The sequence below is a fragment of the Paenibacillus apis genome (assembly GCF_018333295.1).
Taxonomy (GTDB): Bacteria; Bacillota; Bacilli; order Paenibacillales; family Paenibacillaceae; genus Fontibacillus; species Fontibacillus antibioticophila.
Window position 1 is genome coordinate 1 of the sequence record NZ_BORS01000004.1, and the last position, 24,313, is coordinate 24,313.

Consider the following 24,313-nt stretch of genomic DNA (forward strand, 5'->3'; position numbering starts at 1 on the left):
ATCGCTTCTTTCACAACTTGTAAACGTTTTTCTTCATTCAGCCTTTTTCCCATACCGATCATCTCCCTTTGTCCTAAGTTTAAATTATTGGGCAGGGAGACTCCAGTTTAATTAGGGGGCCTTGGAGTCAATTCATGATTTGGATTCGAGGTATCCTGTAATATACGGTAGTACTGGGACTTGGACTGTATTAATACCAATTAAGAAGCTTGAGTCTTTTAACAGGATGGTTCCTAATAACAAGGAGTTCCCCAACATACTATTAGAGAACTCTCGTGCTTCTATACATCCGTTTTGTTTAGAGACTAAGTATCCGGATTCATTAATGCATGCAAGACATTTTTCTTCTCCATATTCAGGGACAGTTGAAGATCCGGTAACAGGGACTGCATCCGGAGTAATGGGAGCATATTATCTGAATTATATTATGTCAGGAATAGATTCAGTTAAATTTACTGTTGAACAGGGTCAAGAAATAAATCGAGATGGAAGAGTATTTGTGGAAGCCTATAGAATAGATCAAGAATTAATGGAAATCTATATTTCAGGCAATGCGGTGTTTGTCAAGGAAATAGAAATTTGAGTTTCGAAGAAGAGCCAACATCACCTAACACCGTATTCACGCAACGGGCCATTCGGCCCTTGGTCCGGCAGAAGTTAGAAGCGGATTCAGCGAGGCATTTCAGCTGCAAGGAAGTAGATTCCGCCGAACACACCCTCACCACCTAACCGCATCGCGGCCGGTCCCGTTGGGACCTTAAGGTGGTGGGACGTCGTGAATACTTGAACGTTATACGACAGATCAAATGAAAAGAGAGCCGTTTGGCTCTCAATTAGAAGTTATATTTAATTCATTATGTAATTGAAGAGCATCCTTAAACCCCTGTAAATAAATTTCTCGTTCTAATATTGTATGAACAGAAAGGTCTGCGTCATCGTAAAGAAATAGAGTTTTATGCATATCCTGAGGTAGAAGCTCATGTAACTGTTTGAAGTAAAGATTCCGATCGGATGAGAATTGATTATAGATGGAGTTGTTTTTGAGAAGATCACTATATAAAGCTTCAATTCGATTACTAATCAACGAATCTAGTAAAACTTCTAAAGAATTGTGCATGGATGATCACCGTCCGCTATGTTTTATTTTACGAACAAAAATTTAACTTATTGAATATTATTTTATCATAATGAAATTTGCGGTCAAGACATGTCAAATATATTTTTGATTAAGAAAATATACTTTCATATAATTAAAGAAAAATTCAATTCAGATATGAAGGGGTACCAGATGATAAGTTATAAACCATTTCAAAAATTATTGATTGATCGGGATATTAAGAAACAAGATTTATTAAAAATTACGGGAATTTCATCGGCAACGATGGCAAAGCTCAATACGAATGAATATGTATCGTTAGAAGTAATTGATAAATTATGTACGGCATTAGAATGCCAACCTGGAGATTTATTGGAACATAGAGCAGAACCCAAACAAAGTTAAAGAAGAAAAGAAGATGTGAGTCAATCAGAGAAGCGATTCCGTCGTATAACATAATATTCATGCTTCGGCTCCTCACGGAGCCTTGGTCTGCTGGAAGTATTTTATGAGAGCGCTTCAGCAGACACATTCAACTACGTTGAACGTCATGAATACAGGAACGTTAGACGAAATAAGCCTAGTGGGAAAGGACTATAAAAAAACAAAAGATCTATTTACACAAATGACGATAGCAAAAAAGACTTGGGAAAACATAGATTATTTATATTAAAGGGAGCGAAAAAAGCATGGGGATTATTTACAATGATATGAAAAAAGATTTGCCATCTGAGCAATTACATAGATTATTTGTGTCTGTAGGTTGGTCAGATGGTTCAGATACTCCAGAGATGATAAAAAAATATAATGTTCCGTTTATTAATTCCACTCTTGTAATTTCAGCGTGGGAAAATGAATGTTTGGTTGGAGCAGTGCGGGTATTGAGTGATAAAATGTTTAGGTCGATTATTTATGACCTGCTTGTTTTACCGGATTTTCAAAACAAAGGGATAGGCAAAGAATTAATAAAACGCTGTATTGATCATTTTCCAAACTCGGAATGGTTAGTTCAAACAACAGAAGAAATATCAGGTTATTACGAAAAAAATGGCTTTAAGATTAATAATGATGTGTTTTTATACATACCGTGTAAATTATTTTCAAACAACTAATAGCATAATGTGTAGTTGTGGCAAGATAAACAGAATTATATAACTGGGGTACTAGAAGTTTCGATAATGATAGATAAAGTATTAATTTGTGTATTATGTGAGTGACGGGTTACATCGTCTAACAAAATATTGCCGGTTCCATTCCTAACGTCATTTCACCCAAATTCATGAACCTAAGCCAGGTCTGGCTAAGGTTCATGAACTTCGGCAATACGGATACGTTATAGGAAATCAACGGATATACAAACTTCATAAAACAATATCTGATTATAAGGAGAATATATGAAAATCACTATGGAAATGAGCGAAGCAGCTTATGAAATAGCAAAGAAGGTATATTCAGGGCAAATTACAAGAACTGAAGGAAAGATAGAAATTAATAAGATCACAGGAATGAATGAAGGATCGGCACAAGCGTTTATCACCATATTTTTGGCGATGATGAGTGGAGAAGTCTATAAAAGGGCATTTAATAATGGAACCAATAGATTATTGTTTGAAAGTATAAAAAGAGATTATGGAAAAGAATTTTTTATAAAAGCTTTAAATGCATCCCAAAAGCACGTAAATTATTATTCAACACTAGGTAAAGGAAATCTTTCAGGTCTTCAAAGCATAATAAATGAGATGAGATCCTAGAGTATGTAGCAAGTTGCAGAGAAGTCGTTGACATCCTATAACATAATATTCAAGCTGCGGCTCCTGTCGGAGCCTTGGTCTGCTGGATGCATTTCGAGAAGCAATTCAGCAGACACATTCGGCTTCGCCGGACGTCTTGAATACAGGAACGTTAGCTGAAATCCCTAAATTATATAAAATCAAAGGAGGATATCTCAATGGAGATACTAAAAAGTATTTGGGAATGGACTATAGCCCCTGTACCATTGATTGTAGCTTTATCATTTTACTTTATTCCGATTTATTGGAGACGGTATAAAAGTAATATATATACTCCAATTTATTTTTCTATTTATCCTCTTGCAAAGTTAAACGTTCCTCTGGCTGCTTATTTAGGTGAAAGCTTTATTGATGATTATATTGATGACGATGTCGCTGAAAGAGAGAAAAAAATAATTAAAGTAAAGAGTATTTTTTCCTCTGTTATCTTTGTAATTGTGATTCCATTATTGTTAGCGTTAGTATGGTCTTTTATTCTCACTGAAGAGTAATTTTTTATTGCAACACTAGTAGTTTTAATTTCTGTTGTCTTAAGATTTACTAGCACTATAAGAAACTTTAACAGGTATACAACAGCAAGTTCAAGAAGAGGATTCCTATCGGTTTTTTATGGCTGCGTTCTTTTTGTATTTTTTTATATTTTGCTTAGAGCCCACATTTGGATTTCTCCAATGATTAATTCGAAAAATTATTGGGGTATTATCACACAATTCGGCGATTTCTTTGTGATAGAGGTAATGATAGGTGTAGTCCTTGTAGGAATACTGATTCCTATAATCATCACTCTTGTTTTTGATAAAGAAGTTAGGAGAACTAACTATGAACAATACAAAAAGTGGCAGCAGGAGTCAGCAACAGCTTATTCGGAATTTGAACAAGCAGATCAAGAAGAACCCTCTTCCAGCAGCGATCATTCTAGTTGAATCAGAGTTCCGCCCTCTTCCAATCCGCTTATTTGAATATTTATTCTTTTTATATTGTTCTATTATGGGTCGAGGTCGAATTTTAAAGTTATCTTTAGGTCTTTCTCAAGTTCAATTCAGATATTGGTTAGAGTATTATGGATATAATAAATCATTTTTACAATTTGTTCGTTTGTTTGAGAACCAAAAGTCAAATTATTACATAGTAGAGTGGTATATTAATCAAAATAATTTCAGAGATTTATTAGATTTATCAAAGATATATACTGGTAAGAAGAACATGTATTATGTTAAAAAGTTGGTTGAGGCATTAGAGATAATAAAAATAACTAGGAGTGACAATATGAGTTTTCTTCAAGGTTTAAGTAATAAAAACATAATTGACAATTGGGATACATTAATTAGTCACTCGTTAAAAAAGGCGGACAATATAATCATTGAAAAAATTGAAAAAGGTCAGGATCAACTAATAAAGAGTCGTAAAGAACTTGGCGCTACTTCATGGTTTGTTATTGAGTGTTTTGAACTGCCTGAAAATTATTTTGCTGTGATGTTGGAAGAAGGTCATGTAATTAATTACGTACTATTGAAGTATGATCAAACTAATGATGAGTTTTTTTCAATATATGAATCAAATATAAATGAGAACGATGGATAATTCCAAGAAGTACGGGACATCAGCTAACACCATATTCACGCAACGGGGCTATCGCCCTTGGTTGACAGATGTATCATCATGGAAGAAAGCTCAGTCAACAAACGCCCCAGCCTAAGATAAGAGCTATCTATGGCTGGGGCGTTTCGCGAATACAAGAACGTTAGCCGCCACCTTTGCAAAATACATATTTAAGAAAGAGGAAGCAGGAAGCAATATGTATTAATAGAAGCAGATCGATGAAGATCGGTGTGTGTGGAAGTAATTCAAGAGGGCAAAGGCGGCGTCTAACATAATGTTCCCGCAAGCGGCTGTGGCCGCTGGTCCGCAAGAAGCAGTAAGAAGAATAATCAAATCGGAGTTGAATCAGTAGCGGTGGAGTCTCAGACGGACACGTCTGCAAGGCTAAGTGGCGAAGCCACCCGGCAACCCGATCGCTTCGCTTGACGGGTTAGTAGCTTAAGCCTTTCGACGTCGGGAACACAAATCGTTATCGAAAATTCTCGAAAGAGGTTGAAAAACATGAGCATAAGAGCGACAAGAGCTATTTTTTATAAAGTACATAAAGGTAATGCAACAACTATAGATTACTTGAATTGGGCTTATAGAATGATTGAAGAAGACCAAGAATCCAAATCATTATATATGCTTAGCTCAATGGAAGAGACAGAAAATATATTTAGGTATCAAGATTATTTCAACAGGTCTTTAAGTGAACTAGGAATTACAATTCCTGATTTTGAAGACTGTGCAAGAGAGATTATAAGAAAACTGTGCTTAGAGATCGTGAATAAAACGAAGGATCCATTTGAGGCCACAAAGGACATTTTTAAAGTGACATTTGAGATTGACTATCCAGCGGATTTGTCTGTATGGATTAATTTAGATGAAGGAATTGATAGGATAATTTATGATGACGAGTATTACAAACCAGATGAAAAAGAATTGAAGGAACAAATTGAGTTAGAGGCAAAGAACTATTTAGCTGCTCAAGATGTCGAGAACATCCGATAACATTATATTCACGCTGCGGGTCGGCTGGCGCCGCCCCTTGGTCCGCCCGGGGCATTTCGAGAAGTGGAGTCAGGCGGACAACCCTGCGAACCTAACCGCAGTCGCGGCCGCCCCCGTTGGGGGCTTTAGGTTCTCGGGTTCGTGAATACGGGAACGTTAACTGAAATCAACGATAGTTGAAATAAGAACTCCAAAAAAATTTTTTAATCTTTGGGATAAGCTTGTTTAATGTTAGTTCTATTAAGAAGATAATCGGTGCTGGTTTGGTGGAAGTCGGCAAGTTTAATGAGTATGGCGGTTGGAATATCAACTTCACCGCGTTCATAATTACTGTATATACGTTGACTACAGTTGAGATATGCAGCAATTTGAGTTTGAGTTAAATCCTTATCTTCACGCAAGCTTCTAATTCTTGGGTACATACAAACACCTCCAACATAAAAATACTCTAGCGAGTAATTCGCTATTGAGATTTAGCGATAAAATCGCTAAAATGTTCTTATGAGAAATACAATGGAGGGAATGTAGGATGAGTAGCTTATTAGAGCAGTTGTATTTTGGAGAAATTAGACCAGAAGAAAAGATTATACCAAAGAATCCAGAGTATAAATTGTTGAATAGCGAAATTTCAAGCTTCAAGGAGAAGTTACTCACAAGTCTGACGGAGGATGAGGTAGAGCTTCTTGAAAAAATATATGATCTGTTGAGAAAGTCTTCTTCGATATACTCAACCGAAGTATTCATCTATGGTTTCAAAATGGGTGTTCAAATTGTAACGGAGGCTTATGCGGATGGAAAATAAAGAAGAATTTTAAAGACGGATGATATATTAGAGAGTAAAGTAGCTCGAGGAAGTCGTTGACTTCAGTTAACACCGTATTCACGCATCGGGGCTTTCGCCCCTTGGTTATCAGATGTATAATCATGGAAGAAGCTCAGATAACAAACGCCCCAGCCTAAGATAAAAGCTATCTAAGGCTGGGGCGTTTCGTGAATACTAAGAACGTTAGATGAAATACCTGAAACTGAAACTCTTCGAAGACCAAAAGATGAAATCTAATAAAAACAGGAGGTATGAATAGTGTGGGAATACCTAACTGCTAGATTACTGGTGCTTGTCGTGTTTTGTTTCTCCATGGTACTAATAGTGATATCACCATTGATAAAGAAATATAGTACAGCCTTTTCTAGACTCAGCATTATATCAGGCTGTATTATCTTATTACTTCTTCTATATTTCTTGTTTAGTAGTCCAGTGATAAGGGAACAGATTTATAAGTACGGGTTTAATTAACTAGCATTATCTAAAGAGACTAATACAAATGACAAGAACATTTAAACATGTAAAATATAATTATTGAGAAGATTCGAAGAAGTCAGGAACTTCATCTAACAACGCATTCACGCATCGGGCCTGCGGCCCTCGGTCCGCACCGAGGAATTTCGAAGAAGATGAATCAGACGGACAACCCTGCACTGGCTAAGTCTTCGATCCGGCGGACCGATTGCTGCGCTGAATCGATCGGCAGCTTAAGCCAGTGAGGGGTCGTGAATGCCTGAACGTTATATGAAATCAGCGCAAATCCGAAATAACAAATTGCCTTTCTCGAAGGAGATGAGCTTATTGCTCTATATATTTAGTGGACTGCCTGGTACCGGGAAAACCACATTATCATCGGCTTTAGCGAGAGAACTAAGTGCTACGTATCTTCGAGTCGATGTCGTAGAGCAGGCTATGCGGGATGTTGGAATAGCCATTGAAGGACCTGAGGGCTACATTGTGTGCTATGCAATTGCAGCGCAGAATCTTCAGTTGGGCCTAGATGTAATTGCAGATACAGTTAATCCTATCGAAATCACGCGCCATGCTTGGCGCAACGTAGCGGATTCTCTGGGAATCCCTTTTGTTGAAATTGAAGTGATCTGCTCTGACTATGACGAACACAGGAATCGAATAGAAACGCGCACAGTTGATATTCCAGGCTTTATTCTACCGACGTGGGAGCAAATCAGAAATCGAGAGTATGATGTTTGGGACCGGGACCACATAGTCATAGATACAGCACATCAAACTGTGGAAGAAAGCTTTAATACATTATTTAAACAATTGGAAGATAGATGAAATCCTTAAACTTATGGAGGTAATTATTTGTACAGGTATATCAAGGAAGGCGCTGACATCATATAACACCGCATTCACGCTACGGGACGCTGTCGCGTCCCTTGGTCCGCCCGAGGGTTTTCGAGGAAGAGGAATCCGGCGGACAACCCTACACTGCCAACCGCATCGCGTCCGTTCCCTTTGGTCGCTTAAGGCAGTAAGGGTTCGTGAATGCCATAACGTTATATGAAAGGAATGCAACACAATATTAAAATCAAGGATAGAGGGTTGAACATGGATGAATTGAATAATATTTATCTTCGGAAAATGTCCAGTAACGATATTTCACTTGTTAAAGAATGGTTGAATAAGGCATATATAAAAAAATGGTTCGGCGATCCTCAAGAATGGCTGAATGAAATCAAAAATGATGATGGACGATATTCATGGATAGTTCATCATATAGTTGAATATAATCAAGTTCCGATTGGATTTTGTCAGTATTATGATATTGGTAAGACTGGAGTAGGTTACGCCTGGGATAATGAACCATGTGGAACATATGGAATTGATTATTTGATTGGTGATGAACAATTGTTAGGTAAGGGGATTGGAAATAAGTTGATAAAAGAATTGAATAAACTGGTTATAGATAATGAAAAGCCTGTACAACTGATTGCAGATCCCATTAAGGAAAATATTGCATCTATAAGAGTATTAGTGAATAACGGGTATGAGTTCGATAAAGTAACAGGACTCTATAAATTAATAGTTAAAAATCAACTGGAATAAAAAGCGTATTGGGAAATGATTTTTGGCAAATTCAATGAAGGCATTCTCATCATATAACATCGTATTCACGCTACGGGGTTATCGCCCCTTGGTTGTCAGATGTATAATCATGGAAGAGGTTCAGACAACAACAAACGCCCAAAGATAAGAGCTTTCTAAGGCTGGGTCGTTTCGTGAATACAAGGACGTTATATGAAAGATAGGCAGAGATAGAGAATTATAGTGAAAAGGAAAATACATAAAACCCTCGGGGGATTTATATGGAGCAATGGGAAAGACTAATTGAAATATTGCTAGATGAAAGAGCATCAGATGCTGAGCGGGATGATGCTGCTATGGATCTAAGTGGATATAGTCATGAAGCAGTTATCGAGGCATTAGCGGTAATAATAAAGGATGATTCGGTAGACGACATGATTAAAGCAAGCTGTGGAGAGTCCCTTGGAATGATTTTTATACAGCAAAACAGATTTGAAGAAAAGATTTATAATGAGTTGAAGGGCATAGCAAAAATAGAATTTGATGGATCTATCCGTTCGCAAAAAGGAGAATGGCAGAGATACCCAAACAAGGAAACCTGATGAGTAAGAAGGATCGAGGAAGGCGTGTCCATCAGATGGATTCATGCTTCTGGTATATGCCCTCGGTCTGGCGAAGGAAATTCGGAGAAGCGGAACCTGCCGGACACACTTGGCATTCGCCAAGCGTCGTAAATACAACAACGTATGAAAGATAGGCAATGAATATTTTCAATGAGGTGTTTCTATGAAGAAATCCTTAAAAGATCTTGCAGATAAGACATTAAAATACTTATGCGTTGGTTCGTATATTGAGGGGATTAATTTCTATGGACTTAAGATATTATTTGCTGAAAATGAAGTAAACAAGGCTAGAATAGATGGACAAATATATTTAAATATTGAAGGAAAGTTTGCAGTGCTCCCTTCCCTGCCAGAGTTCTTTCCAACAGCAGATACTTTACCTGAGTTGGATTGGATAGAGCGTTCAAAAATAATTTGTGAACTTAGAATGAAGAAAGTAATAGATCTATGGTTATCGATTGATGTACCGAATCTAATTATTATATTTGAATCAGGTGAAGTCCTTTACGTAAATGGACACAATGATAAATATGAAAGCTGGCAATTAGGGGTATGGGGGAATAAAAATAAATATGAAATATGGGAAATCGTTTGTTGTCCTGGGGATGATATTGCAGTATGGGCACCGGATGATTTTGTTGGCTAAATCAATGATGGCCTATCCATCATATAACATAGTATCTACGCTGCGGGCCATTCGACCCTTGGTTCACACGATACGATAAGCAAAGAAGTGGAATCAGTGAACAACCCTGGGAGGCTAAGTCCCTCGGACCCAGTCGCTTTGCTCCTTTTAAGCCTCTCGGATTCGTAGATACAGGAACGTTATAGGAAATTCCGGCAAACTGTATACAAACATAAAACACGAACAAACATTCTATTAATGAATGGGTATATGTGGTAGAATGAGGAAGTACAATTGAATCTTGGGTGGGCATGGTTTCCCTTTGAAAGGAGGTGAAGCCATGGAGGTTAAAGATGCATTGACAATAATGTTCCTTTTCGGAACGTTTATCCTTGCCCTCTTAACATACATTAATTCGAACAACAAGAGAAAGTAAAAACCCACCCAAAGGTTAGCGCCAGAGGTGGGTTTTTATTGCCCTAGACTCGGAAGGGAATAAACCATCCAAGCCAATTGTATAGCCGAGTGTTCACAGCACTCGGTTTTCTTATATAAATGATACCATATCAAAAAGGCAATGAAAACTCTGATTGCAAAGAAATGATAAGGGCCTGAATAAAGACCAAACAACCTTATAAGGGCAGTATGAAGCAACTCGAAGATGGCCGGAGCATCCTATAACACCGTATTCACGCGGCGAGACCTAACGGTCCCTTGGTCTGCAAGAGGATTTTCGGAGAAGTGGAATCAGCAGACAACCCTGCACTGGCTAAGTCCGTCGGACCCGGGGCTGGCGCCCCTTAAGCCAGTGAGGGTTCGTGAATACAAGAACGTTAGACAAAAGTCCGCAAATACAATCTTATAAATAACTATGTTGCGTACCACTAACACTATATTACTTAAAATGTATTCTAAAAACCGATGTTTATAGTTTAAGTTGAGGAGCAAAATAAATGTCTGAAAAAGAAAATCCCAACATTAATTCAAAGTTAATGGAATGGTTTAATCGACATGGATATCAATTAGAGATGAAATTAGGTAGAAAGATGAATGATGCTAACTACTTCACTAGAAACTCTGAATATTACATTGATCAAGATAGTAACAAATTCAGAGAAATTGATGTAATTTCTCAATTTAAAGAACCAACTGGATTATTAAACATCTTTTTTGTGTTTGAGTGTAAATCATCTAAATCAAATCCGTATGTGCTGTTTACCTCTAAAGATACATTAAACTATCGAAACAAATTTTTATCATTCTCTTATAATTCCCAATTATCAAGAGAAATTTTAACAGAAAACTACAATGAAATTGAAAATATGCCTTGGCTCAATAAAGATGGAAGGATTGGCTATAACCTCGTTCAAGGTTTTAAAGACGATCAATCGAGTACATATCAAGCAGTTACAGGTGTACTCAAAGCTTCAAAGTACACTTTCGACAATATAAGAATTTCTGATGGTTACAATTTTGTCTTTCCAATCATTCTTGTTGAGGGCGAATTATTTGAATGTTATTTAGACGAACATTATGAAACCAAATTTGAATCAATACAGAGAGGTTTTTTGTTGGAAGACATATCTATAGGAAATTCATATTCACCTTGTATATTGGTAATGAGATTTGATTTTTTAGACTCATTTTTAGAAGAAGCCAATAAGTTAACAGATGATTTAACGAATTTAACAAAAAGTAAAATAGTAAATGCATTACATAATATAAGGAATTAAGATAATTTACAACAACAGCTTTTATAAACTAGAATTGCATTTATAAAAGTGATCTGAAGTAACTCGAAGAAGGCGGACAATCGTCTAACACCATGTTCACGCATCGGGCATTCGCCCTCGGTCCGGCACGAAGTTAGCGGCAGTTTCAAAGAGGCATATCAGCAGCAGGAAGTTGATTCAGCCGGACACACCCGCACCACCTGTAATCCCATACGGGGTTAAATGTGGTGCAGCGTCGTGAACACAATAACGTTAGGCGAAAGATCTGCTGATCATATAAACCCATACTTGCATTGTTGATTATAATGGTTAACTCAATTGTCTTATTTGTTAGCACACCGGAGGGTATATGAATCATAAAGAATACAATATATTTAGAGCTATAGCTGTCGGAAATATTGGATTTGTTAAGGATTTTCTCTCAAATGGGGGAGATCCTAACTTTGAGGATAATGGTTGGACATTATTAACATGTGCTATTGAAAATGAAAGAATAGAAATAGTAGAGATTTTACTGAATAATGGGACTGATGTTAATTATAGATCATCTAATGGATGGACCGCCTTACATCAGGCAGTAGACATCTCAATAGACGGGACCATTCAAACAGGCGGAAAGCCAGGGGAAGAACCTATCGATATAATTAAATTTTTATTAGATAAGGGAGCAAATATTAATATTGAAGATATACAAGGGAATTCTTCTTTAGATATTGCTATGAGATATAATTCAAAAAAGATAATAAACTTTTTAAAAGAGTATAGAACAAATAAATAATTCAATAACATTTTAAGAACTGAGCAAAGCTTCGTTTGAGTAACTCTAAGATGGCAGATCCATCGCCTAACACTGTATTCACGCTGCCGCTCCTGACGGAGCCTTGGTCTGCCCGAGGTATTTCGAGGAAGTTGAATCAGGCAGAAAACCCTGCGAGGCTAAGTGTCGCTGGCGCGTCCTTAAGCCTCTTGGGTTCGTGAATACAAGAGACGTTATCGGAAATTCATGTAAGACTTCATAGATAAAGTCACAAAGCAAGATTCTAAAAAAAATTTAAAGGAGCACTATTATGTCTTCTAAATTGATTGGCGCTGCTTCAGTTATCTTTGATTCAGAAGAAAGAGTACTATTAGTCAGACACAGTTATGGAAGAAATAATTGGGATCTCCCCGGAGGCAAAGCAGAATCAAATGAATCGGCTGAAGAGACTGCAACTAGAGAGGCATTAGAAGAAATTGGAGTACAAATTACTGTCGGTGAGATAACAGGTATTTATTACGATCCGACATACGATATGCATCATTTTGTATTTCTTGCTCGAATAGTACAAGATTTAATACCAACTCCAAGTTCGCCAGAGATATTAGAATGTGGATTTTTCAATATACATGTTTTGCCTAAACCTATGAGTGACTTTACATATAATCGTATTCTTGACGCCCTGAACAATAATAGGAAGAAACTATTTCATGAAATTGGACCAAGAAAGTGGATTGAATAAAGTGATACATCTTTGACTGCAATTCAAAGAAGACATGAACTTCGGATAACACCATATTCACGCATCGGGCATACGCCCTCGGTCCGGCAGGAAGTTAGAAGTGGAATCGGAGAGGCATTTCAGTTTCGGGGAAGTTGGAGCAGCCGGACACATCCGCACCACCTAACCGCATCGCGGCCGGTCACTTCGTGACCTTAAGGTGGTGGGACGTCGTGAATACAAGAACGTTATAGGAAATCAGCGCAAAACAAAAATATAAACATAGCTAAACCAAAGATGAAAGGAGAATACTGATGTATGAGAACTCTGAAAAAAAGATATGATTCTTTAGAAAGATCCAACTGTTTCATTGGTGGTAATGATGTGTGGCGTAGCGGGCTCTGGTAAAACTACTTTTACTCAGCAGTTAGAGAAAGATGGTTAAAAAATAACCAAATTCAATTTGAAAAAAGACTCAGGGCGTAGAATAAGCAACCCTGAGCCTTTGTTGCGTTCAATAAAATCGTAAGCCTTGGACGATAATTAAGCCCTAGATTGCCGCTGGTATAGTAGACTGTCGTTTTCCTATCCCAAAAGGCCATATTATTTAGTGCTATTGTCTTATAATAAGAATGTCTCGAGGCGGTCTTCCAGTGCTTTGAATTTGAGATATTTCCGTGTTAGTAAGATTGCGGCCTACCAAGATTAACGAAGATGTGACGTTGTTGAAATTGAAATTACCCAAGTTAGCCACATTTTGACTGCCACGGAACACCCGGAATGACCCCTGAAAGTTAATTCCCGAAAACAGTACAAGTGTTACTTGAGTGCTTTGCACAACATTTCTGAGTCGAAAGCTTGAAAGCGCATTGTCAAACCGAAACGCTCCAAGATCACGAACCGCAACCCCTCCACGTCTGAAGAGGATCCGACGACCAGAAAAATTGGTACCAGACCAAAGTGCAAGACGTACATCACTGTTTGCCAACTAAATCACTCCTTTTCTAAGGTTGATATAGTGTATTGCGGTTTTTATGAATGGTATAGACAAATAGAGCGGGGTGATAGTCTGATTTTACTAAAATAGGATAGGTGTCGGTCGTATGACAAAGAACGCTGATTTAGTCGAAGAATTCAATGAATTTTTTATGGAAGTAGAAAAAAAGTATTACCAAAGGGCTTATGCCGGAGGAGGAGGAAACCTTAAAAAAAGTTAAAACAACGATATGGAAAAGGCATATTTTTACCCTCAAGAGAAGGTTCCTACCCTGTGGCGAAAGAAGGAGATTCGATAAGGAACAACAAGCTTCCAATAGTTTTTCGAAGAAGATGTTGATATCCTATAACACCGTATTCACGCATCGGGGCTACCGCCCCTCGGTTGCCAGATGTATAATCATGGAAGAAGCTCAGACAACAAACGCCCCAGCCTAAGATAAGAGCCATCTAAGGCAGGGGCGTTTCGTGAATACAACAACGTTATCTGAAATCCCAGTTTAAAGGAGTACATAATGATACGTATTGATGATCTCGTGGGTGAAGAACAATTCTATTCTGTATCTGGACTTATTGAGTTTGAAATATTTTACAATCGAATAACGCATTCAGTAAAGTACTATAATCATTCATTGATGAGTTACTATGATTATCTCGAAAGGACAACATTCAAGAGATTTTAAAGTCTGCTGATTCTCAAAATATCTCTGTTACTGAGGATGAACTTTTCACTTCAATCGATGATGAGATTCTGGGGATAAAGTTCAACTATCAAGAATATCAGAAAATGACATTAATTATTATTCTTTTTTCTGAAGTTGAAAAGCTTATTGACAATATCATAATTTCAGATAACACAAATAGCAGTAAGAAGATCAATGGAAAGATAGAAAAGATATTTGAAGAAAACGGTATATACGGGGAAGAGAAAACCCAAATCCTAAGTAGTATAAATTCTCTAAGATTTGTAAGGAATAAGCTTGTCCATAGATACGACCATTGGGATGACGAATTTGAGATACGTGGTCATTTATACAAGGGATTGAATCAGTTGAGTGAAGAAATTCTAGGAGACATTATTAATAATATTATCAGTTCAATTAAGAAAATAGATGAATGTTATATAAAAAATGAAATTGATTGATGAGCTTCGAAGCCTGGGACATCACATAACACCGCATTCACACATCGGCCGCTGTCGCGTCCCTCGGTCGCCCGAGGAGGAAGCAGGGGAGTATATTCAGGCGACAACCCTGCACTGGCTAAGTCTATGACCCGGCCGACCGATCCAGCGCAGCGATCGGTCGGCATCTTAAGTCAGGAGGGTTCGTGAATGCCGAAACGTTATGCGAAACCCTTGCAAATTGCTAGAAACCTTTGAAGTACATTAAAACCACATATGTAAAGGAGTTAAAGAATATATGCTGGTTAAGATATCTCATGTAAATATGAATGATTTTAATAAGTCAAATGAGAGTTTAACTGTGTTCGGGAGAATAATCCCTAAATACGAAAATGATAAATGGAGTTATACCGAAGAGATATATTCGGAATCATATGAAAAACGATATGTCGATGAAGACATTGACAAAAGTTATGTTGATGATGCTAGCAAAGCAGTTTTTTTCTACTATGATGACAAAGACTGCGTAGGGCGGATACGACTTCGTTCTAATTGGAATGGCTATGCTCTAATGGAAGATATATCTGTCGCCAAAAAGTGGAGAGGAAGAGGCATAGGAAAAGAACTCTTGAAAGAAGGAGTTGAATGGGCGAGGAATAATGACTTTGCTGGTCTAATGCTCGAGACACAGGATGTTAATGTATCTGCATGCAGATTTTATGCAAAGAACAATTTTGTACTCGGCGCAGTAGATACTATGCTATACACTAATTTTCAGACAGCTAATGAAAAAGCGATTTTTTGGTATTTGAAATTTGAAGAAGAATAATGAATTAGGGTTTATTCGTAGATCGCATAACACCGCATTCACGCATCGGGCATTCGCCCTCGGTCCGCAAGATGGATTTTCGGGGAAGTGATTCAGCGGACAACCCTGCACTGGCTAAGTCTCCGACCCGGCAAGCCGATCTCTACGCTAGTTCGGCCAGCAGCTTAAGCCAGTGAGGGTTCATGAATGCCAGAACGTTGTATGCAATTGGGGCAAATTCGATACTGAAAGGTTGATCAGATGATGAGTAGTTACACAGACCCGAACTTTAAAAAATGCGCGATCATTACTATCGATACTCAGAACGATTTTAGTTTACCAGGAGCTGTTGCAGAAATTGCAGGCACAGTTAATGTACTGCCACAAATGAAGCGAGTATTGGATGCATGTAGGAGTAGAAATATTCCTATTATGCATGTAATTCGATTATATAAGAAAGATGGCTCGAATGTTGACATTTGCCGTCGAGAATTAATTGAGACAGGTGTGCCAATTGTAACACCAGGATCTATGGGAGCAGATTTAGTTGAAATGATTAGCCCACAAAATTCAGTTCAGATAGACGACGAAGGGCTGCTCCAAGGAAGAATTCAATTAATCGCAAATAATGAATGGGTAATGTATAAGCCAAGATGGGGGGCATTTTATCAAACCGATTTAGAAGTATTTCTAAAAGAGAAGAATATAGATACGCTAATCTTTCTCGGGTGCAATTTTCCGAACTGTCCAAGAACAAGTATATATCAAGCAAGTGAAAGGGACTTTAAGGTGGTCATGGTCGAGGATGCTATATCAGGTGTTTATGATAAGGGTATTCATGAAATGATTAATATAGGAGTTAAAGTAACAAGAACAGAGGAACTTATTAGACAATTTGCAAGCACATACGAAGAAGGCCCCAACAGCATATAACAACGTATTCACGCATCTGCCATTCGCCCCTCGGTCCGGCAGAAGATTGAAGTGATTCGGTGGGGCATTTCAGAGCAGGGAAGCTCATTCAGCCGGACACACCCGCACCACCTAACCGCATCGCGGCCGTCCCTTTCGGGACTCAAGTCGGTGAGGGTTCGTGAATACAAGAACGTTATATGAAATCAGCCAAGAACAATAATAAATTTATGGGAGTACTTGCGATGGAGCGGATCTATAAGCATATTGAAGAATACTCCGATCAAGAAATTGAAGAAATGCTTGAAAGACAAGAAGTAGAAGAACTAATGTACTTATCTCTTTCTGTTGGGATGTATCATCACAACTGGAAATTTGCACAAGATATTTGTCTTAGGTTAGCTCAACATGAGAACCCAATTGTAAGATCTAATGCAATTATGGGAATAGCACATGTTGCAAGAACGAAAAGGAAGTTAGATAAAAGACTCGTTAAACCAATAGTACTTAAAGAACTAAGGGAAAATAAAGAGAATAAAGGGACAATATTAGATGCAATAAGTGATATTAACCTATTTTTAAAGTGGAATCTTGCAAAAAAGCATAATTAGTAAGTCATTCGAGGAAGTGGCTGACATCATATAACATCATATCCACGCATCGGCCCTGACGGCCCTCGGTCCGCGAGAAGCTATTAGCAGAGGAGTGGTATCGCTGACACATCCGCACCGACTAACCGCATCGCGGCCGGCTGCTTTCGCAGTCTTAAGTCGGTGGGACGTCGTGATACACGAACGTTATCAGAAAGATATGCAAATTAACGTTGGAGGTAACTTATGAAGCAGAATGATAAAGTAATCGAATTGACAGCCAACGCTTACTTCGAGTCATACAAATGTTTAATGGATAGTCATATTTCGGTTTGGGACAAAAACAGAGAATCATATTCTGTCTTTTTTGTTCCAGCAATTACAACAGCTGCATTTTCATGCGAGCTTGCAATTAAGAGCATGATTCAAAAAGAGAGCGAGACTATTCCAAAGACTCATGATCTAAATAAACTCTTCTATCAACTAAATAAAAATACCAGGAAAGAAATCATAAAAAACTATTATTGCTTATAACATTAAGGCAGATTTATTTAATTCAACTGATAAAATTAATGAAGATAAATTTAAAGTTCTTCTTTTGAATTACAAAGATACTTTCACTGATTGGAGATATTTCTTTGAAGCTTTACCAAGTTTGGATTTGGATTATACGAAACAGCTTGAAGAGAGGTTTCATATGGAGAGATCAATTAGTTCTAAAATAACTCAATTTATTATATTAATGATACTTTCAGTATTTTGTTTTATATCTGGCCGTAAAGTTATTGCAATACTGGATGCAGACTTCATAAGTCATTCAGCAGTTCCCCTTAAATATTCTTTAATATTTGTCTTTTTGTTGATTGGTATTGGAATAATATTTGGATTCTTAATCAATGTTACATCTGTGTTTGGTAAAGTCATTTTGTGGTGGCCATTTATGCATTTTGCAATTCTATTGCTATGTTATTATTTGGGACAGGTATGGGAAATACTTTTAGGATTAGCCTTGTATACTGTAATAGTATTGCCAATAAACTTAATTGGTGAAGGTGTATCCTTAGGATTTCAGATGAACTGGTTAATATTTCAAAGAAATAACAAAAACATAGTTGTAGTTTTAATTGGATTGCTTTTGAATATTATTGTTATTATTTATGTTATTAATAAGATATCTAAAGATTATCTTGCAAATCTATTCATGTAATCAGAATGCCAAGGTGCTTCGTATAACACCGTATTCACGCATCGGGACTATCGTCCCTTGGTTGTCAGATGTATAATCATGGAAGAAGCTCGGATAACAAACGCCCCAGCCTAAGATAAGAGCTACCTTGGGCTGGGTTGTTTCGTGAATGCAACAACGTTAGGCGAAAATTACAGAAGCATGATTTTATTGGAGGTTAATCAGGGATGATAAGGTTAAAGGAACTCGAAATTAATGATGCTGAAAGACTGGCAGAAATTGATCGATCGGAACAAATTGATTTAATTTATGAGATTCAAGATGGCCAGATGTTAGAAGTTGTAGCAGGGCATGAGTGTCCGAATTGGAATCAACATCAGATTAGAGAAATAATAGAACGATTTAAATATGAACTTTCCAACGGTGGTAAAGCTTTTGGAGCATTTGATAAAGATCTTCTTGTTGGGTTTGCTGTACTGGCACATAAATTTAGAGGGAAGAAGAAAGACCAACTACAATTAGATCTCATGTATGTATCACGGACATATAGAAGACAAGGAATTGGTACCCAACTGATGGAGAAGATAAGTCAAGAAGCTAGAAAATGGGGAGCTGGATCCTTATATATATCATCTACGGAAACGGAATCTGCAGTCAATTTTTATAAGAGTGCTGGCTCTGAGTTGACGGATGAAATTGATCAAGAGTTATTTGAACGAGAACCTAAAGACATACACATGATAAGGATTCTTTGAGAGTAACTCAGGTAAGCTTCGTCTAACACCGTATTCACGCATCGGGGCTATCGCCCCTTGGTTGTCGGATGTATAATCATGGAAGAAGCTCAGACAACAAACGACCCAGCCTAAGATAAGAGATATCTAAGGCTGGGTCGTTTCGTAAATACAAGAACGTTATACGAAACTGGATGAAAGGATTTAAAAAATATGAACATTCAAGGAATAAATCATTTTTGTTTTTCTGTTTCCGATTTAGATAAATCTATTGAATTTTACTCGCAGGTATTTGAAGCAAAGCTTCTAGTAAAAGGAAGAAGACTGGCATATTTTGATTTGAATGGATTGTGGGTTGCATTGAATCAAGAAGATGTTTTTAGAGACCCTAGTAATAGAACTTACACCCATATAGCTTTTACAATCGATAAAGAAGACTTTGAACTAATGATAACTAAACTGAGGAACTTGAAGGTTGAAGTTTTGCCAGGGCGCGAAAGAGAAGAAAGAGATAAGAAATCGCTTTATTTTTTGGACCCAGATGGGCATATGTTTGAATTTCATACTGGGCAATTACAAGATCGTCTAGATTATTATAAAGAAGAAAAAGACCATATGTTATTTTATGAATAATATAAATTTTTTGGGTGATTCATCTAGCTTCGTATAACACCATATTCAAGCATCGGGCCATCCGCCCCTCGGTCTGAAGGATTTTGGGGAAGTAGGGCAGCCGGACAAACCTGCGAGGCTAAGTCCGTCGGACCCGATCGTGTGCGCTCCCTTAAGCCTCTCGGGTTCGTAGATACAGAAACGTTAAGCGAAATAACCCGAAGTATTTTCAGAGAGGAGATCTTAATGAAGTTTCCAATAATAGTTTTGGATTTAGATGGTACACTCCTCAACTCCAAAAAAGAAATATCAGATCGAAATTATAATGCCATTATGGATTGCTCGAATTTGGGGATGAAATTTATCTTTGCAACAGCACGCCCTCCAAGGGCAGTGAGATCGTTTATGAACGAGGAAATACTCAAAGTAGGTTCATTTGTTTATTACAATGGAGCCTACATTGATTGTAAACATACAGGAATTTACAAACATATATCAATTGAATCTGAAGTTACAGCAGAACTCATAGATTACTGTCTCAATTGCAATCCGGATCTTGACTTAAGTTTAGAAGTGAAAGATGAATGGATAACTTTAAGGGAATATGACTATTCAACAGTGATGCAAGTTAAAGACAATCCTATTGTAAAACCATTGGAAGAACTTAAAAGGCTTGAGGCATCAAAAATCTTGTTTTCAGGAAAAATTGATATGATTTCATTTCAAGAGAAATTTAAAATGAAATTAAACATTCTGATTACAGACAATGGAAATCTTGTTCAAGTTTCATCACCGAAGGCTTCTAAGGAAAATGCAGTAGCAGCTTTGTGTAAGGGATGAATGTCTGTCTCGAAAACGTCATGGTTTTTGGTGATGATTTTAATGATATAGGATTATTTAATATTTGTGGCTGGCCCGTGGCAATGGGGAATTCAATAGATGAATTGAAGTTAAGATCTAGAGAGATTACAGAAACTAATGATAATGATGGAGTGGCAATGATCTTGGAAAGACTTTGTGGGTAATTCATGGTTACTTCGCCTAACATCGTATCTACACTGCGTCACTGACGCTCCTTGGCCTGCCCGAGGATTTTCGAACAAGTAGGATCAGGCAAACAAACCTGCACCACCTAACCGCAATGCGGCCGGCGGCTACGTTCCCTTAAGGCTCTCGGGCTCGTGAAAACAAATACGTTATAGGAAATTCCGGAAAAACATATTCAAACATGAAACGCGAACAAACATTCTATTAATAGATGGGTATATGCGGTAGAATGAGGAAGTACAATTGAATCTTGGGTGGGCATGGTTTCCCTTCGAAAGGAGGTGAAGCCATGGAGGTTAAAGATGCATTGATGATCATGTTCCTTTTCGGAACGTTTATCCTTGCCCTCTTAACATACATTAATTCCAACAACAAGAGAAAGTAAAAACCCACCCAAAGGTTAGCGCCAGAGGTGGGTTTTTATTGCCTAGACTCGGAAGGGAATAAACCATCCAAGCCAATTGTATAGCCGAGTGTTCACAGCACTCGGTTTTCTTATATAAATGATACCATATCAAAAAGGCAATGAAAACTCTGATTGCAAAGAAATGATAAGGGCATGAATAAAGACCAAACAACCTTATAAGGGCAGTATGAAGCAACTCGAAGATGGCTGGAGCATCATTAGCCTAACGTTCAGTGGTATATTTTTATGGCTCACCACAGATGCAGTCCTATCCAAAATGAGATTTTGGGTGTTTATGAGTTTGCCATACATAGTTCTATCGGTTGTACCTGCAATAATATCTTATTACTTAACAGGAAACGGAAAAAGCATTATTTTATTTGTATGCTGGATAAATCTTGTAATAGCAGCTTCCGACATTATTAATTCTTTTCTGATTGCTTTGAAACCTAGGCATACAATATTTTATAGAGGTCATTATAAAGTAAAATAGAAATAATGTGGATTTTAAGGAACTTTATAAGTAATTAGAAGAAGTGGCTGATATCCGATACCATTATATTCACGCTGCGGGTCTTACGACCCCTGGTGCCGGCGACTTAGTTTCCTTAAGTCTCTCGGGATCGTGAATACGACAGCGGTTATCAGAAATTGGGGCAAGAATCAAAGACAGGGAGGTGACGTCTTGAAGCCTTTTTTTCACTTTGATACAGAAGAAGCAAGACAAAGTTTACTCGCGAGAGCAAGGAATGTTGCGCTTTGGGCAATTCAACAGTATGAAGTTGATTGGAATTGTTTACGCTTCATTCAATTGTCAGATACCATTACTTACAAAATAGAAACCAATACAATGGGAAATTATTTACTTCGCATACATTCAGAAAGGGTAAACAAAGAAGAAATCATTTCTGAGATTATGTTCCTTAATGAAATAAGGAAAATAGAAGATTTAATAGCGCCTGAAGGAGTTATTAGCCGGAATGGCTCTTATGTTTTGGAATGTGAAACGGAGGATGGGTATCGGAATCCCTGCGTATCAATAATGAGATGGGTCGAGGGAGAGCATTGGAGAGGGGAATTCACAGATAGTCATGTATTTAACATTGGCGTTATGATGGGGAAACTTCATGAAGTTTCTTCGAGTTTAGATGCACCATATAATTTTGTTCGACCTCACTGGGGGATTCCTAGTTTCAGGCAAGAGGTAACCAAACTAGAGCATTATTATCCACGATTTCTATCGGGCGGATCATGGATACTTTATCAAAAAGCCATAGAAAAGATCATCCATCAATTGGGAAGCATGCAACGTGATGCTCGAAACTACGGTCTAATTCATGCGGATTTGCATTCCGGGAACATTGTATTTAACAACACGCTCCCATACCCGATTGATTTTGGGCGATGTGGTTATGGATACTTTTTGTATGATATGGCAGCGGCATTGTTGGAGCTTTATCCAAAACACCGATGGTTATTAATTCAAGGCTATGAGAGCATTATCAAACTTGATAAGGATTACATTCGCGATCTAGAATGTTTTTTCATCATGTTCATGATAGAAAACTATTGTCACCACTCGTCGGATGTTAGAGAAACTCCCAGTTTAATCGAAGAACAAAAATATGCTCTGGCTTATATCACAGAATATATAAATGACAAGCCATTCTTATTTAAAGTGATTGAACCTATAGTTCCCGAAGAATTATAGCCTTTTAGCGAACTCGGGGAAGACCCCAACATCTGATAACACCATAATTCACGCATCGGGCTGATGCCCTCCGTCGCAGACGTGGATTCGAAAAATCGGCTGCTGCGACAACCTCCTTCGGAGGTTCGTGAATACACCAACGTTATGTGAAATTCCAGAAATACAAATAAAATATGAATAAAGAAAGCGAGGATGATGAAACATGGGAGCTTGGGGTTATGGAATTCTTGAAAATGATACTGTGTTAGATTGGGTAGAGGATCTTTTAGAAACACAAGATTTAAGTTTAATTACTGAAGCAATTGAAATGGTGCTTTCTGATAGTGAAATAGAATCATATACTGCAGAAATTGCACTAGGAGCGATAGAAATACTTGCTGCCTTGCAAGATAGACCAGGTAATGAAGAATATGATGAAGAACTTGAAAGCTGGATAAACCGTCATAATGGCCAAGGCAAAGAATTATTAGTGCATTCCCAAAAAGCATTGGGGAAAATCTTATACGAATCAGAATTAAGAGAATTAAGGGAAGGATCCGAAAAGTTTGAGGAATGGGTAAAGATTATCAAAGAATTAGAAGGAAGATTAATGTGAGGTTGATTCAAGATGTCGAGAACTTCACATAACATCGTATCTACACTGCGGGCTACGCCCTTGGTTCGCAAAAAGAGGTAATCATAGAAGTGGAATCAGGCTCACAACCCTGCGAAGCTAAGTCCGTTGGACCCGGTCGTTTACGCTCCCTTAAATTTCAAACCATATAAATTAATCATATTAAGGGGAATTTTCATGATAAAAATAAGAGAAATGACAATTAATGATTATGATGGCTCTTTTGAATTATGGAAACGTACTGAAGGTATGGCACTAAGTAATGCGGATTCTAGAGACTCAATAAATTACTATTTAAATAGAAACATCGGCATGAGTTTTGTATGTGTGGACGAAGAAAAAATAATAGGAACAATATTATGTGGTCATGATGGCAGAAGAGGATATATTTATCATGTAGCAGTAGACCCTAAATATCGGGGACAATCTCTCGGTAAGAAATTAGTTGAAAATAGTCTGAAGAAAATTGAATTGGCAGGAATCGATAAGTGTCACATAATGGTCATTGCTGATAATGAAATAGGAAATAAATTTTGGACAAGAACAGAATGGATAAGAAGAGATGGAATAATATTATATTCAAGTAAGTAAAACGAAATTAATCAGGACCGTAGAAGAGCATATTCTAAGTAATTCGAGGAAGTCCTGACCATCACATAACACCGTATTCACGCAGCGTCGCTATCGCTCCTTGGTTCGGCCGAAGTAGAAGAAGTGGTTTCGGAGAAGTTGATTCAGTAGCAGGGAAGCGTAAGCAGTTGGACAA

At 37.6% G+C, this 24,313-nt stretch carries 33 protein-coding genes and 1 pseudogene; 31 read left to right on the forward strand and 3 right to left on the reverse strand.

All coding sequences use genetic code 11. The features are described from left to right. Window positions 1–121 precede the first annotated feature (121 nt). Window positions 122–583, forward strand: a complete 462-nt coding sequence (locus tag KI362_RS06615) for a PhzF family phenazine biosynthesis isomerase (RefSeq protein WP_301625823.1) — start codon at window positions 122–124, stop codon at window positions 581–583. 246 nt (window positions 584–829) lie between these two features. Here KI362_RS06615 and KI362_RS06620 read toward each other — a convergent pair whose 3' ends face one another. Further along, entirely contained in the window at window positions 830–1,117 is a 288-nt protein-coding gene (locus KI362_RS06620; protein ID WP_301625825.1) for a hypothetical protein, read from the reverse strand. 171 nt (window positions 1,118–1,288) lie between these two features. Here KI362_RS06620 and KI362_RS06625 point away from each other — a divergent pair, with 171 nt between their 5' ends. The 6 genes from KI362_RS06625 (at window position 1,289) to KI362_RS06650 (ending at window position 5,478) form a co-directional block, all read left to right on the forward strand. Further along, complete coding sequence (locus KI362_RS06625) at window positions 1,289–1,501, forward strand: helix-turn-helix domain-containing protein (RefSeq protein WP_301625827.1); 213 nt, start codon at window positions 1,289–1,291, stop codon at window positions 1,499–1,501. Between the two features lie 305 nt (window positions 1,502–1,806). Further along, window positions 1,807–2,208: a GNAT family N-acetyltransferase gene (locus KI362_RS06630; protein WP_301625828.1), complete on the forward strand. Its 402-nt coding sequence runs from the start codon at window positions 1,807–1,809 to the stop codon at window positions 2,206–2,208. Between the two features lie 282 nt (window positions 2,209–2,490). Then, entirely contained in the window at window positions 2,491–2,847 is a 357-nt protein-coding gene (locus KI362_RS06635) for a hypothetical protein (protein ID WP_301625829.1), read from the forward strand. Between the two features lie 197 nt (window positions 2,848–3,044). Beyond that, the gene (locus tag KI362_RS06640; RefSeq protein WP_301625830.1) at window positions 3,045–3,377 is read left to right on the forward strand and encodes a hypothetical protein; all 333 of its coding nucleotides are present in this window, start codon (window positions 3,045–3,047) and stop codon (window positions 3,375–3,377) included. A gap of 328 nt (window positions 3,378–3,705) precedes the next feature. Next, a complete protein-coding gene (locus KI362_RS06645; protein WP_301625831.1) occupies window positions 3,706–4,467 on the forward strand; it encodes a hypothetical protein in 762 nt (253 codons plus the stop codon). Window positions 4,468–4,986: 519 nt separating this feature from the next. After that, entirely contained in the window at window positions 4,987–5,478 is a 492-nt protein-coding gene (locus KI362_RS06650; RefSeq protein WP_301625833.1) for a hypothetical protein, read from the forward strand. Window positions 5,479–5,681: 203 nt separating this feature from the next. On the opposite strand, the gene KI362_RS06655 is transcribed toward KI362_RS06650, so the two are convergent. Continuing rightward, complete coding sequence (locus KI362_RS06655) at window positions 5,682–5,900, reverse strand: helix-turn-helix domain-containing protein (protein ID WP_178023818.1); 219 nt, start codon at window positions 5,898–5,900, stop codon at window positions 5,682–5,684. Window positions 5,901–6,007: 107 nt separating this feature from the next. On the opposite strand from KI362_RS06655, the gene KI362_RS06660 reads away from it, so the two are divergent. The 9 genes from KI362_RS06660 (at window position 6,008) to KI362_RS06700 (ending at window position 12,830) form a co-directional block, all read left to right on the forward strand. Continuing rightward, on the forward strand, window positions 6,008–6,280 hold the full coding sequence (locus KI362_RS06660) for a DUF6809 family protein (RefSeq protein WP_301625836.1): 273 nt from the start codon (window positions 6,008–6,010) through the stop codon (window positions 6,278–6,280). 822 nt (window positions 6,281–7,102) lie between these two features. Then, window positions 7,103–7,600, forward strand: a complete 498-nt coding sequence (locus tag KI362_RS06665) for an AAA family ATPase (protein WP_301626395.1) — start codon at window positions 7,103–7,105, stop codon at window positions 7,598–7,600. A 225-nt stretch (window positions 7,601–7,825) separates the two neighbouring features. Continuing rightward, window positions 7,826–8,371 (forward strand): GNAT family N-acetyltransferase, encoded by a 546-nt coding sequence (locus KI362_RS06670; RefSeq protein ID WP_301625838.1) that lies wholly within the window; start codon window positions 7,826–7,828, stop codon window positions 8,369–8,371. 260 nt (window positions 8,372–8,631) lie between these two features. Beyond that, window positions 8,632–8,952 carry a hypothetical protein gene (locus KI362_RS06675; RefSeq protein ID WP_301625840.1) on the forward strand — a complete coding sequence of 107 codons (321 nt, stop codon included), beginning with the start codon at window positions 8,632–8,634 and terminating at the stop codon, window positions 8,950–8,952. A 184-nt stretch (window positions 8,953–9,136) separates the two neighbouring features. Further along, window positions 9,137–9,619, forward strand: coding sequence for a hypothetical protein (locus KI362_RS06680; RefSeq protein ID WP_301625842.1), 483 nt, complete (start codon window positions 9,137–9,139; stop codon window positions 9,617–9,619). Between the two features lie 319 nt (window positions 9,620–9,938). Then, window positions 9,939–10,034 carry a competence inhibitor ComI gene (gene comI / locus KI362_RS06685; RefSeq protein WP_229752580.1) on the forward strand — a complete coding sequence of 32 codons (96 nt, stop codon included), beginning with the start codon at window positions 9,939–9,941 and terminating at the stop codon, window positions 10,032–10,034. Between the two features lie 517 nt (window positions 10,035–10,551). Then, entirely contained in the window at window positions 10,552–11,331 is a 780-nt protein-coding gene (locus KI362_RS06690) for a hypothetical protein (protein ID WP_301625845.1), read from the forward strand. A gap of 349 nt (window positions 11,332–11,680) precedes the next feature. Further along, window positions 11,681–12,109: an ankyrin repeat domain-containing protein gene (locus KI362_RS06695; RefSeq protein ID WP_301625847.1), complete on the forward strand. Its 429-nt coding sequence runs from the start codon at window positions 11,681–11,683 to the stop codon at window positions 12,107–12,109. A gap of 289 nt (window positions 12,110–12,398) precedes the next feature. Continuing rightward, complete coding sequence (locus KI362_RS06700) at window positions 12,399–12,830, forward strand: NUDIX hydrolase (RefSeq protein ID WP_301625850.1); 432 nt, start codon at window positions 12,399–12,401, stop codon at window positions 12,828–12,830. A 592-nt stretch (window positions 12,831–13,422) separates the two neighbouring features. Here KI362_RS06700 and KI362_RS25480 read toward each other — a convergent pair. Beyond that, entirely contained in the window at window positions 13,423–13,797 is a 375-nt protein-coding gene (locus tag KI362_RS25480; protein WP_071784161.1) for a hypothetical protein, read from the reverse strand. Between the two features lie 795 nt (window positions 13,798–14,592). Here KI362_RS25480 and KI362_RS06705 point away from each other — a divergent pair. The 15 genes and pseudogenes from KI362_RS06705 to KI362_RS06775 all read left to right on the forward strand — a co-directional run bounded on the left by KI362_RS06705 (window position 14,593) and on the right by KI362_RS06775 (window position 24,138). Further along, entirely contained in the window at window positions 14,593–14,949 is a 357-nt protein-coding gene (locus KI362_RS06705) for a hypothetical protein (protein ID WP_301625852.1), read from the forward strand. A 277-nt stretch (window positions 14,950–15,226) separates the two neighbouring features. Further along, complete coding sequence (locus tag KI362_RS06710) at window positions 15,227–15,757, forward strand: GNAT family N-acetyltransferase (RefSeq protein WP_301625854.1); 531 nt, start codon at window positions 15,227–15,229, stop codon at window positions 15,755–15,757. A gap of 243 nt (window positions 15,758–16,000) precedes the next feature. Continuing rightward, a complete protein-coding gene (locus KI362_RS06715) occupies window positions 16,001–16,669 on the forward strand; it encodes a cysteine hydrolase family protein (protein WP_301625856.1) in 669 nt (222 codons plus the stop codon). A gap of 179 nt (window positions 16,670–16,848) precedes the next feature. Continuing rightward, window positions 16,849–17,259: a hypothetical protein gene (locus tag KI362_RS06720; RefSeq protein ID WP_301625858.1), complete on the forward strand. Its 411-nt coding sequence runs from the start codon at window positions 16,849–16,851 to the stop codon at window positions 17,257–17,259. Window positions 17,260–17,484: 225 nt separating this feature from the next. Then, a complete protein-coding gene (locus KI362_RS06725) occupies window positions 17,485–17,772 on the forward strand; it encodes a HEPN domain-containing protein (RefSeq protein WP_044478146.1) in 288 nt (95 codons plus the stop codon). A 64-nt stretch (window positions 17,773–17,836) separates the two neighbouring features. Continuing rightward, window positions 17,837–18,445: a hypothetical protein gene (locus KI362_RS06730; protein WP_301625861.1), complete on the forward strand. Its 609-nt coding sequence runs from the start codon at window positions 17,837–17,839 to the stop codon at window positions 18,443–18,445. Between the two features lie 206 nt (window positions 18,446–18,651). Further along, the gene (locus tag KI362_RS06735) at window positions 18,652–19,179 is read left to right on the forward strand and encodes a GNAT family N-acetyltransferase (RefSeq protein WP_301625863.1); all 528 of its coding nucleotides are present in this window, start codon (window positions 18,652–18,654) and stop codon (window positions 19,177–19,179) included. 192 nt (window positions 19,180–19,371) lie between these two features. After that, window positions 19,372–19,791 carry a metallothiol transferase FosB gene (gene fosB, locus KI362_RS06740; RefSeq protein WP_301625865.1) on the forward strand — a complete coding sequence of 140 codons (420 nt, stop codon included), beginning with the start codon at window positions 19,372–19,374 and terminating at the stop codon, window positions 19,789–19,791. A 225-nt stretch (window positions 19,792–20,016) separates the two neighbouring features. Continuing rightward, the gene (locus tag KI362_RS06745) at window positions 20,017–20,610 is read left to right on the forward strand and encodes an HAD hydrolase family protein (protein ID WP_301625866.1); all 594 of its coding nucleotides are present in this window, start codon (window positions 20,017–20,019) and stop codon (window positions 20,608–20,610) included. Window positions 20,611–20,630: 20 nt separating this feature from the next. Beyond that, window positions 20,631–20,795 carry an HAD family hydrolase gene (locus tag KI362_RS06750; RefSeq protein WP_301625867.1) on the forward strand — a complete coding sequence of 55 codons (165 nt, stop codon included), beginning with the start codon at window positions 20,631–20,633 and terminating at the stop codon, window positions 20,793–20,795. 311 nt (window positions 20,796–21,106) lie between these two features. After that, a complete protein-coding gene (comI, locus tag KI362_RS06755) occupies window positions 21,107–21,202 on the forward strand; it encodes a competence inhibitor ComI (RefSeq protein WP_301625869.1) in 96 nt (31 codons plus the stop codon). 238 nt (window positions 21,203–21,440) lie between these two features. Continuing rightward, a pseudogene (locus KI362_RS06760) lies at window positions 21,441–21,716 on the forward strand (DUF3267 domain-containing protein); the annotation flags it as partial. Between the two features lie 192 nt (window positions 21,717–21,908). Further along, window positions 21,909–22,934: a phosphotransferase enzyme family protein gene (locus KI362_RS06765; protein WP_301625870.1), complete on the forward strand. Its 1,026-nt coding sequence runs from the start codon at window positions 21,909–21,911 to the stop codon at window positions 22,932–22,934. Between the two features lie 202 nt (window positions 22,935–23,136). Next, window positions 23,137–23,529 (forward strand): DUF4259 domain-containing protein, encoded by a 393-nt coding sequence (locus KI362_RS06770; RefSeq protein ID WP_301625873.1) that lies wholly within the window; start codon window positions 23,137–23,139, stop codon window positions 23,527–23,529. Between the two features lie 195 nt (window positions 23,530–23,724). Continuing rightward, window positions 23,725–24,138, forward strand: coding sequence for a GNAT family N-acetyltransferase (locus KI362_RS06775; RefSeq protein ID WP_301625874.1), 414 nt, complete (start codon window positions 23,725–23,727; stop codon window positions 24,136–24,138). The last annotated feature ends 175 nt before the right edge of the window (window positions 24,139–24,313 follow it).

Bases quoted from the DNA above. Each gene is read 5' to 3' on its own strand.
- KI362_RS06620 (WP_301625825.1), bottom strand. From the start codon at position 1,117: ATGCACAATTCTTTAGAAGTTTTACTAGATTCGTTGATTAGTAATCGA.
- KI362_RS06625 (WP_301625827.1), top strand. From the start codon at position 1,289: ATGATAAGTTATAAACCATTTCAAAAATTATTGATTGATCGGGATATT.
- KI362_RS06630 (WP_301625828.1), top strand. From the start codon at position 1,807: ATGAAAAAAGATTTGCCATCTGAGCAATTACATAGATTATTTGTGTCT.
- KI362_RS06635 (WP_301625829.1), top strand. From the start codon at position 2,491: ATGAAAATCACTATGGAAATGAGCGAAGCAGCTTATGAAATAGCAAAG.
- KI362_RS06640 (WP_301625830.1), top strand. From the start codon at position 3,045: ATGGAGATACTAAAAAGTATTTGGGAATGGACTATAGCCCCTGTACCA.
- KI362_RS06645 (WP_301625831.1), top strand. From the start codon at position 3,706: ATGAACAATACAAAAAGTGGCAGCAGGAGTCAGCAACAGCTTATTCGG.
- KI362_RS06650 (WP_301625833.1), top strand. From the start codon at position 4,987: ATGAGCATAAGAGCGACAAGAGCTATTTTTTATAAAGTACATAAAGGT.
- KI362_RS06655 (WP_178023818.1), bottom strand. From the start codon at position 5,900: ATGTACCCAAGAATTAGAAGCTTGCGTGAAGATAAGGATTTAACTCAA.
- KI362_RS06660 (WP_301625836.1), top strand. From the start codon at position 6,008: ATGAGTAGCTTATTAGAGCAGTTGTATTTTGGAGAAATTAGACCAGAA.
- KI362_RS06670 (WP_301625838.1), top strand. From the start codon at position 7,826: ATGAAAGGAATGCAACACAATATTAAAATCAAGGATAGAGGGTTGAAC.
- KI362_RS06675 (WP_301625840.1), top strand. From the start codon at position 8,632: ATGGAGCAATGGGAAAGACTAATTGAAATATTGCTAGATGAAAGAGCA.
- KI362_RS06680 (WP_301625842.1), top strand. From the start codon at position 9,137: ATGAAGAAATCCTTAAAAGATCTTGCAGATAAGACATTAAAATACTTA.
- comI (WP_229752580.1), top strand. From the start codon at position 9,939: ATGGAGGTTAAAGATGCATTGACAATAATGTTCCTTTTCGGAACGTTT.
- KI362_RS06690 (WP_301625845.1), top strand. From the start codon at position 10,552: ATGTCTGAAAAAGAAAATCCCAACATTAATTCAAAGTTAATGGAATGG.
- KI362_RS06695 (WP_301625847.1), top strand. From the start codon at position 11,681: ATGAATCATAAAGAATACAATATATTTAGAGCTATAGCTGTCGGAAAT.
- KI362_RS06700 (WP_301625850.1), top strand. From the start codon at position 12,399: ATGTCTTCTAAATTGATTGGCGCTGCTTCAGTTATCTTTGATTCAGAA.
- KI362_RS06705 (WP_301625852.1), top strand. From the start codon at position 14,593: ATGACATTAATTATTATTCTTTTTTCTGAAGTTGAAAAGCTTATTGAC.
- KI362_RS06710 (WP_301625854.1), top strand. From the start codon at position 15,227: ATGCTGGTTAAGATATCTCATGTAAATATGAATGATTTTAATAAGTCA.
- KI362_RS06715 (WP_301625856.1), top strand. From the start codon at position 16,001: ATGAGTAGTTACACAGACCCGAACTTTAAAAAATGCGCGATCATTACT.
- KI362_RS06720 (WP_301625858.1), top strand. From the start codon at position 16,849: ATGAAATCAGCCAAGAACAATAATAAATTTATGGGAGTACTTGCGATG.
- KI362_RS06725 (WP_044478146.1), top strand. From the start codon at position 17,485: ATGAAGCAGAATGATAAAGTAATCGAATTGACAGCCAACGCTTACTTC.
- KI362_RS06735 (WP_301625863.1), top strand. From the start codon at position 18,652: ATGATAAGGTTAAAGGAACTCGAAATTAATGATGCTGAAAGACTGGCA.
- fosB (WP_301625865.1), top strand. From the start codon at position 19,372: ATGAACATTCAAGGAATAAATCATTTTTGTTTTTCTGTTTCCGATTTA.
- KI362_RS06745 (WP_301625866.1), top strand. From the start codon at position 20,017: ATGAAGTTTCCAATAATAGTTTTGGATTTAGATGGTACACTCCTCAAC.
- KI362_RS06750 (WP_301625867.1), top strand. From the start codon at position 20,631: ATGGTTTTTGGTGATGATTTTAATGATATAGGATTATTTAATATTTGT.
- comI (WP_301625869.1), top strand. From the start codon at position 21,107: ATGGAGGTTAAAGATGCATTGATGATCATGTTCCTTTTCGGAACGTTT.
- KI362_RS06770 (WP_301625873.1), top strand. From the start codon at position 23,137: ATGGGAGCTTGGGGTTATGGAATTCTTGAAAATGATACTGTGTTAGAT.
- KI362_RS06775 (WP_301625874.1), top strand. From the start codon at position 23,725: ATGATAAAAATAAGAGAAATGACAATTAATGATTATGATGGCTCTTTT.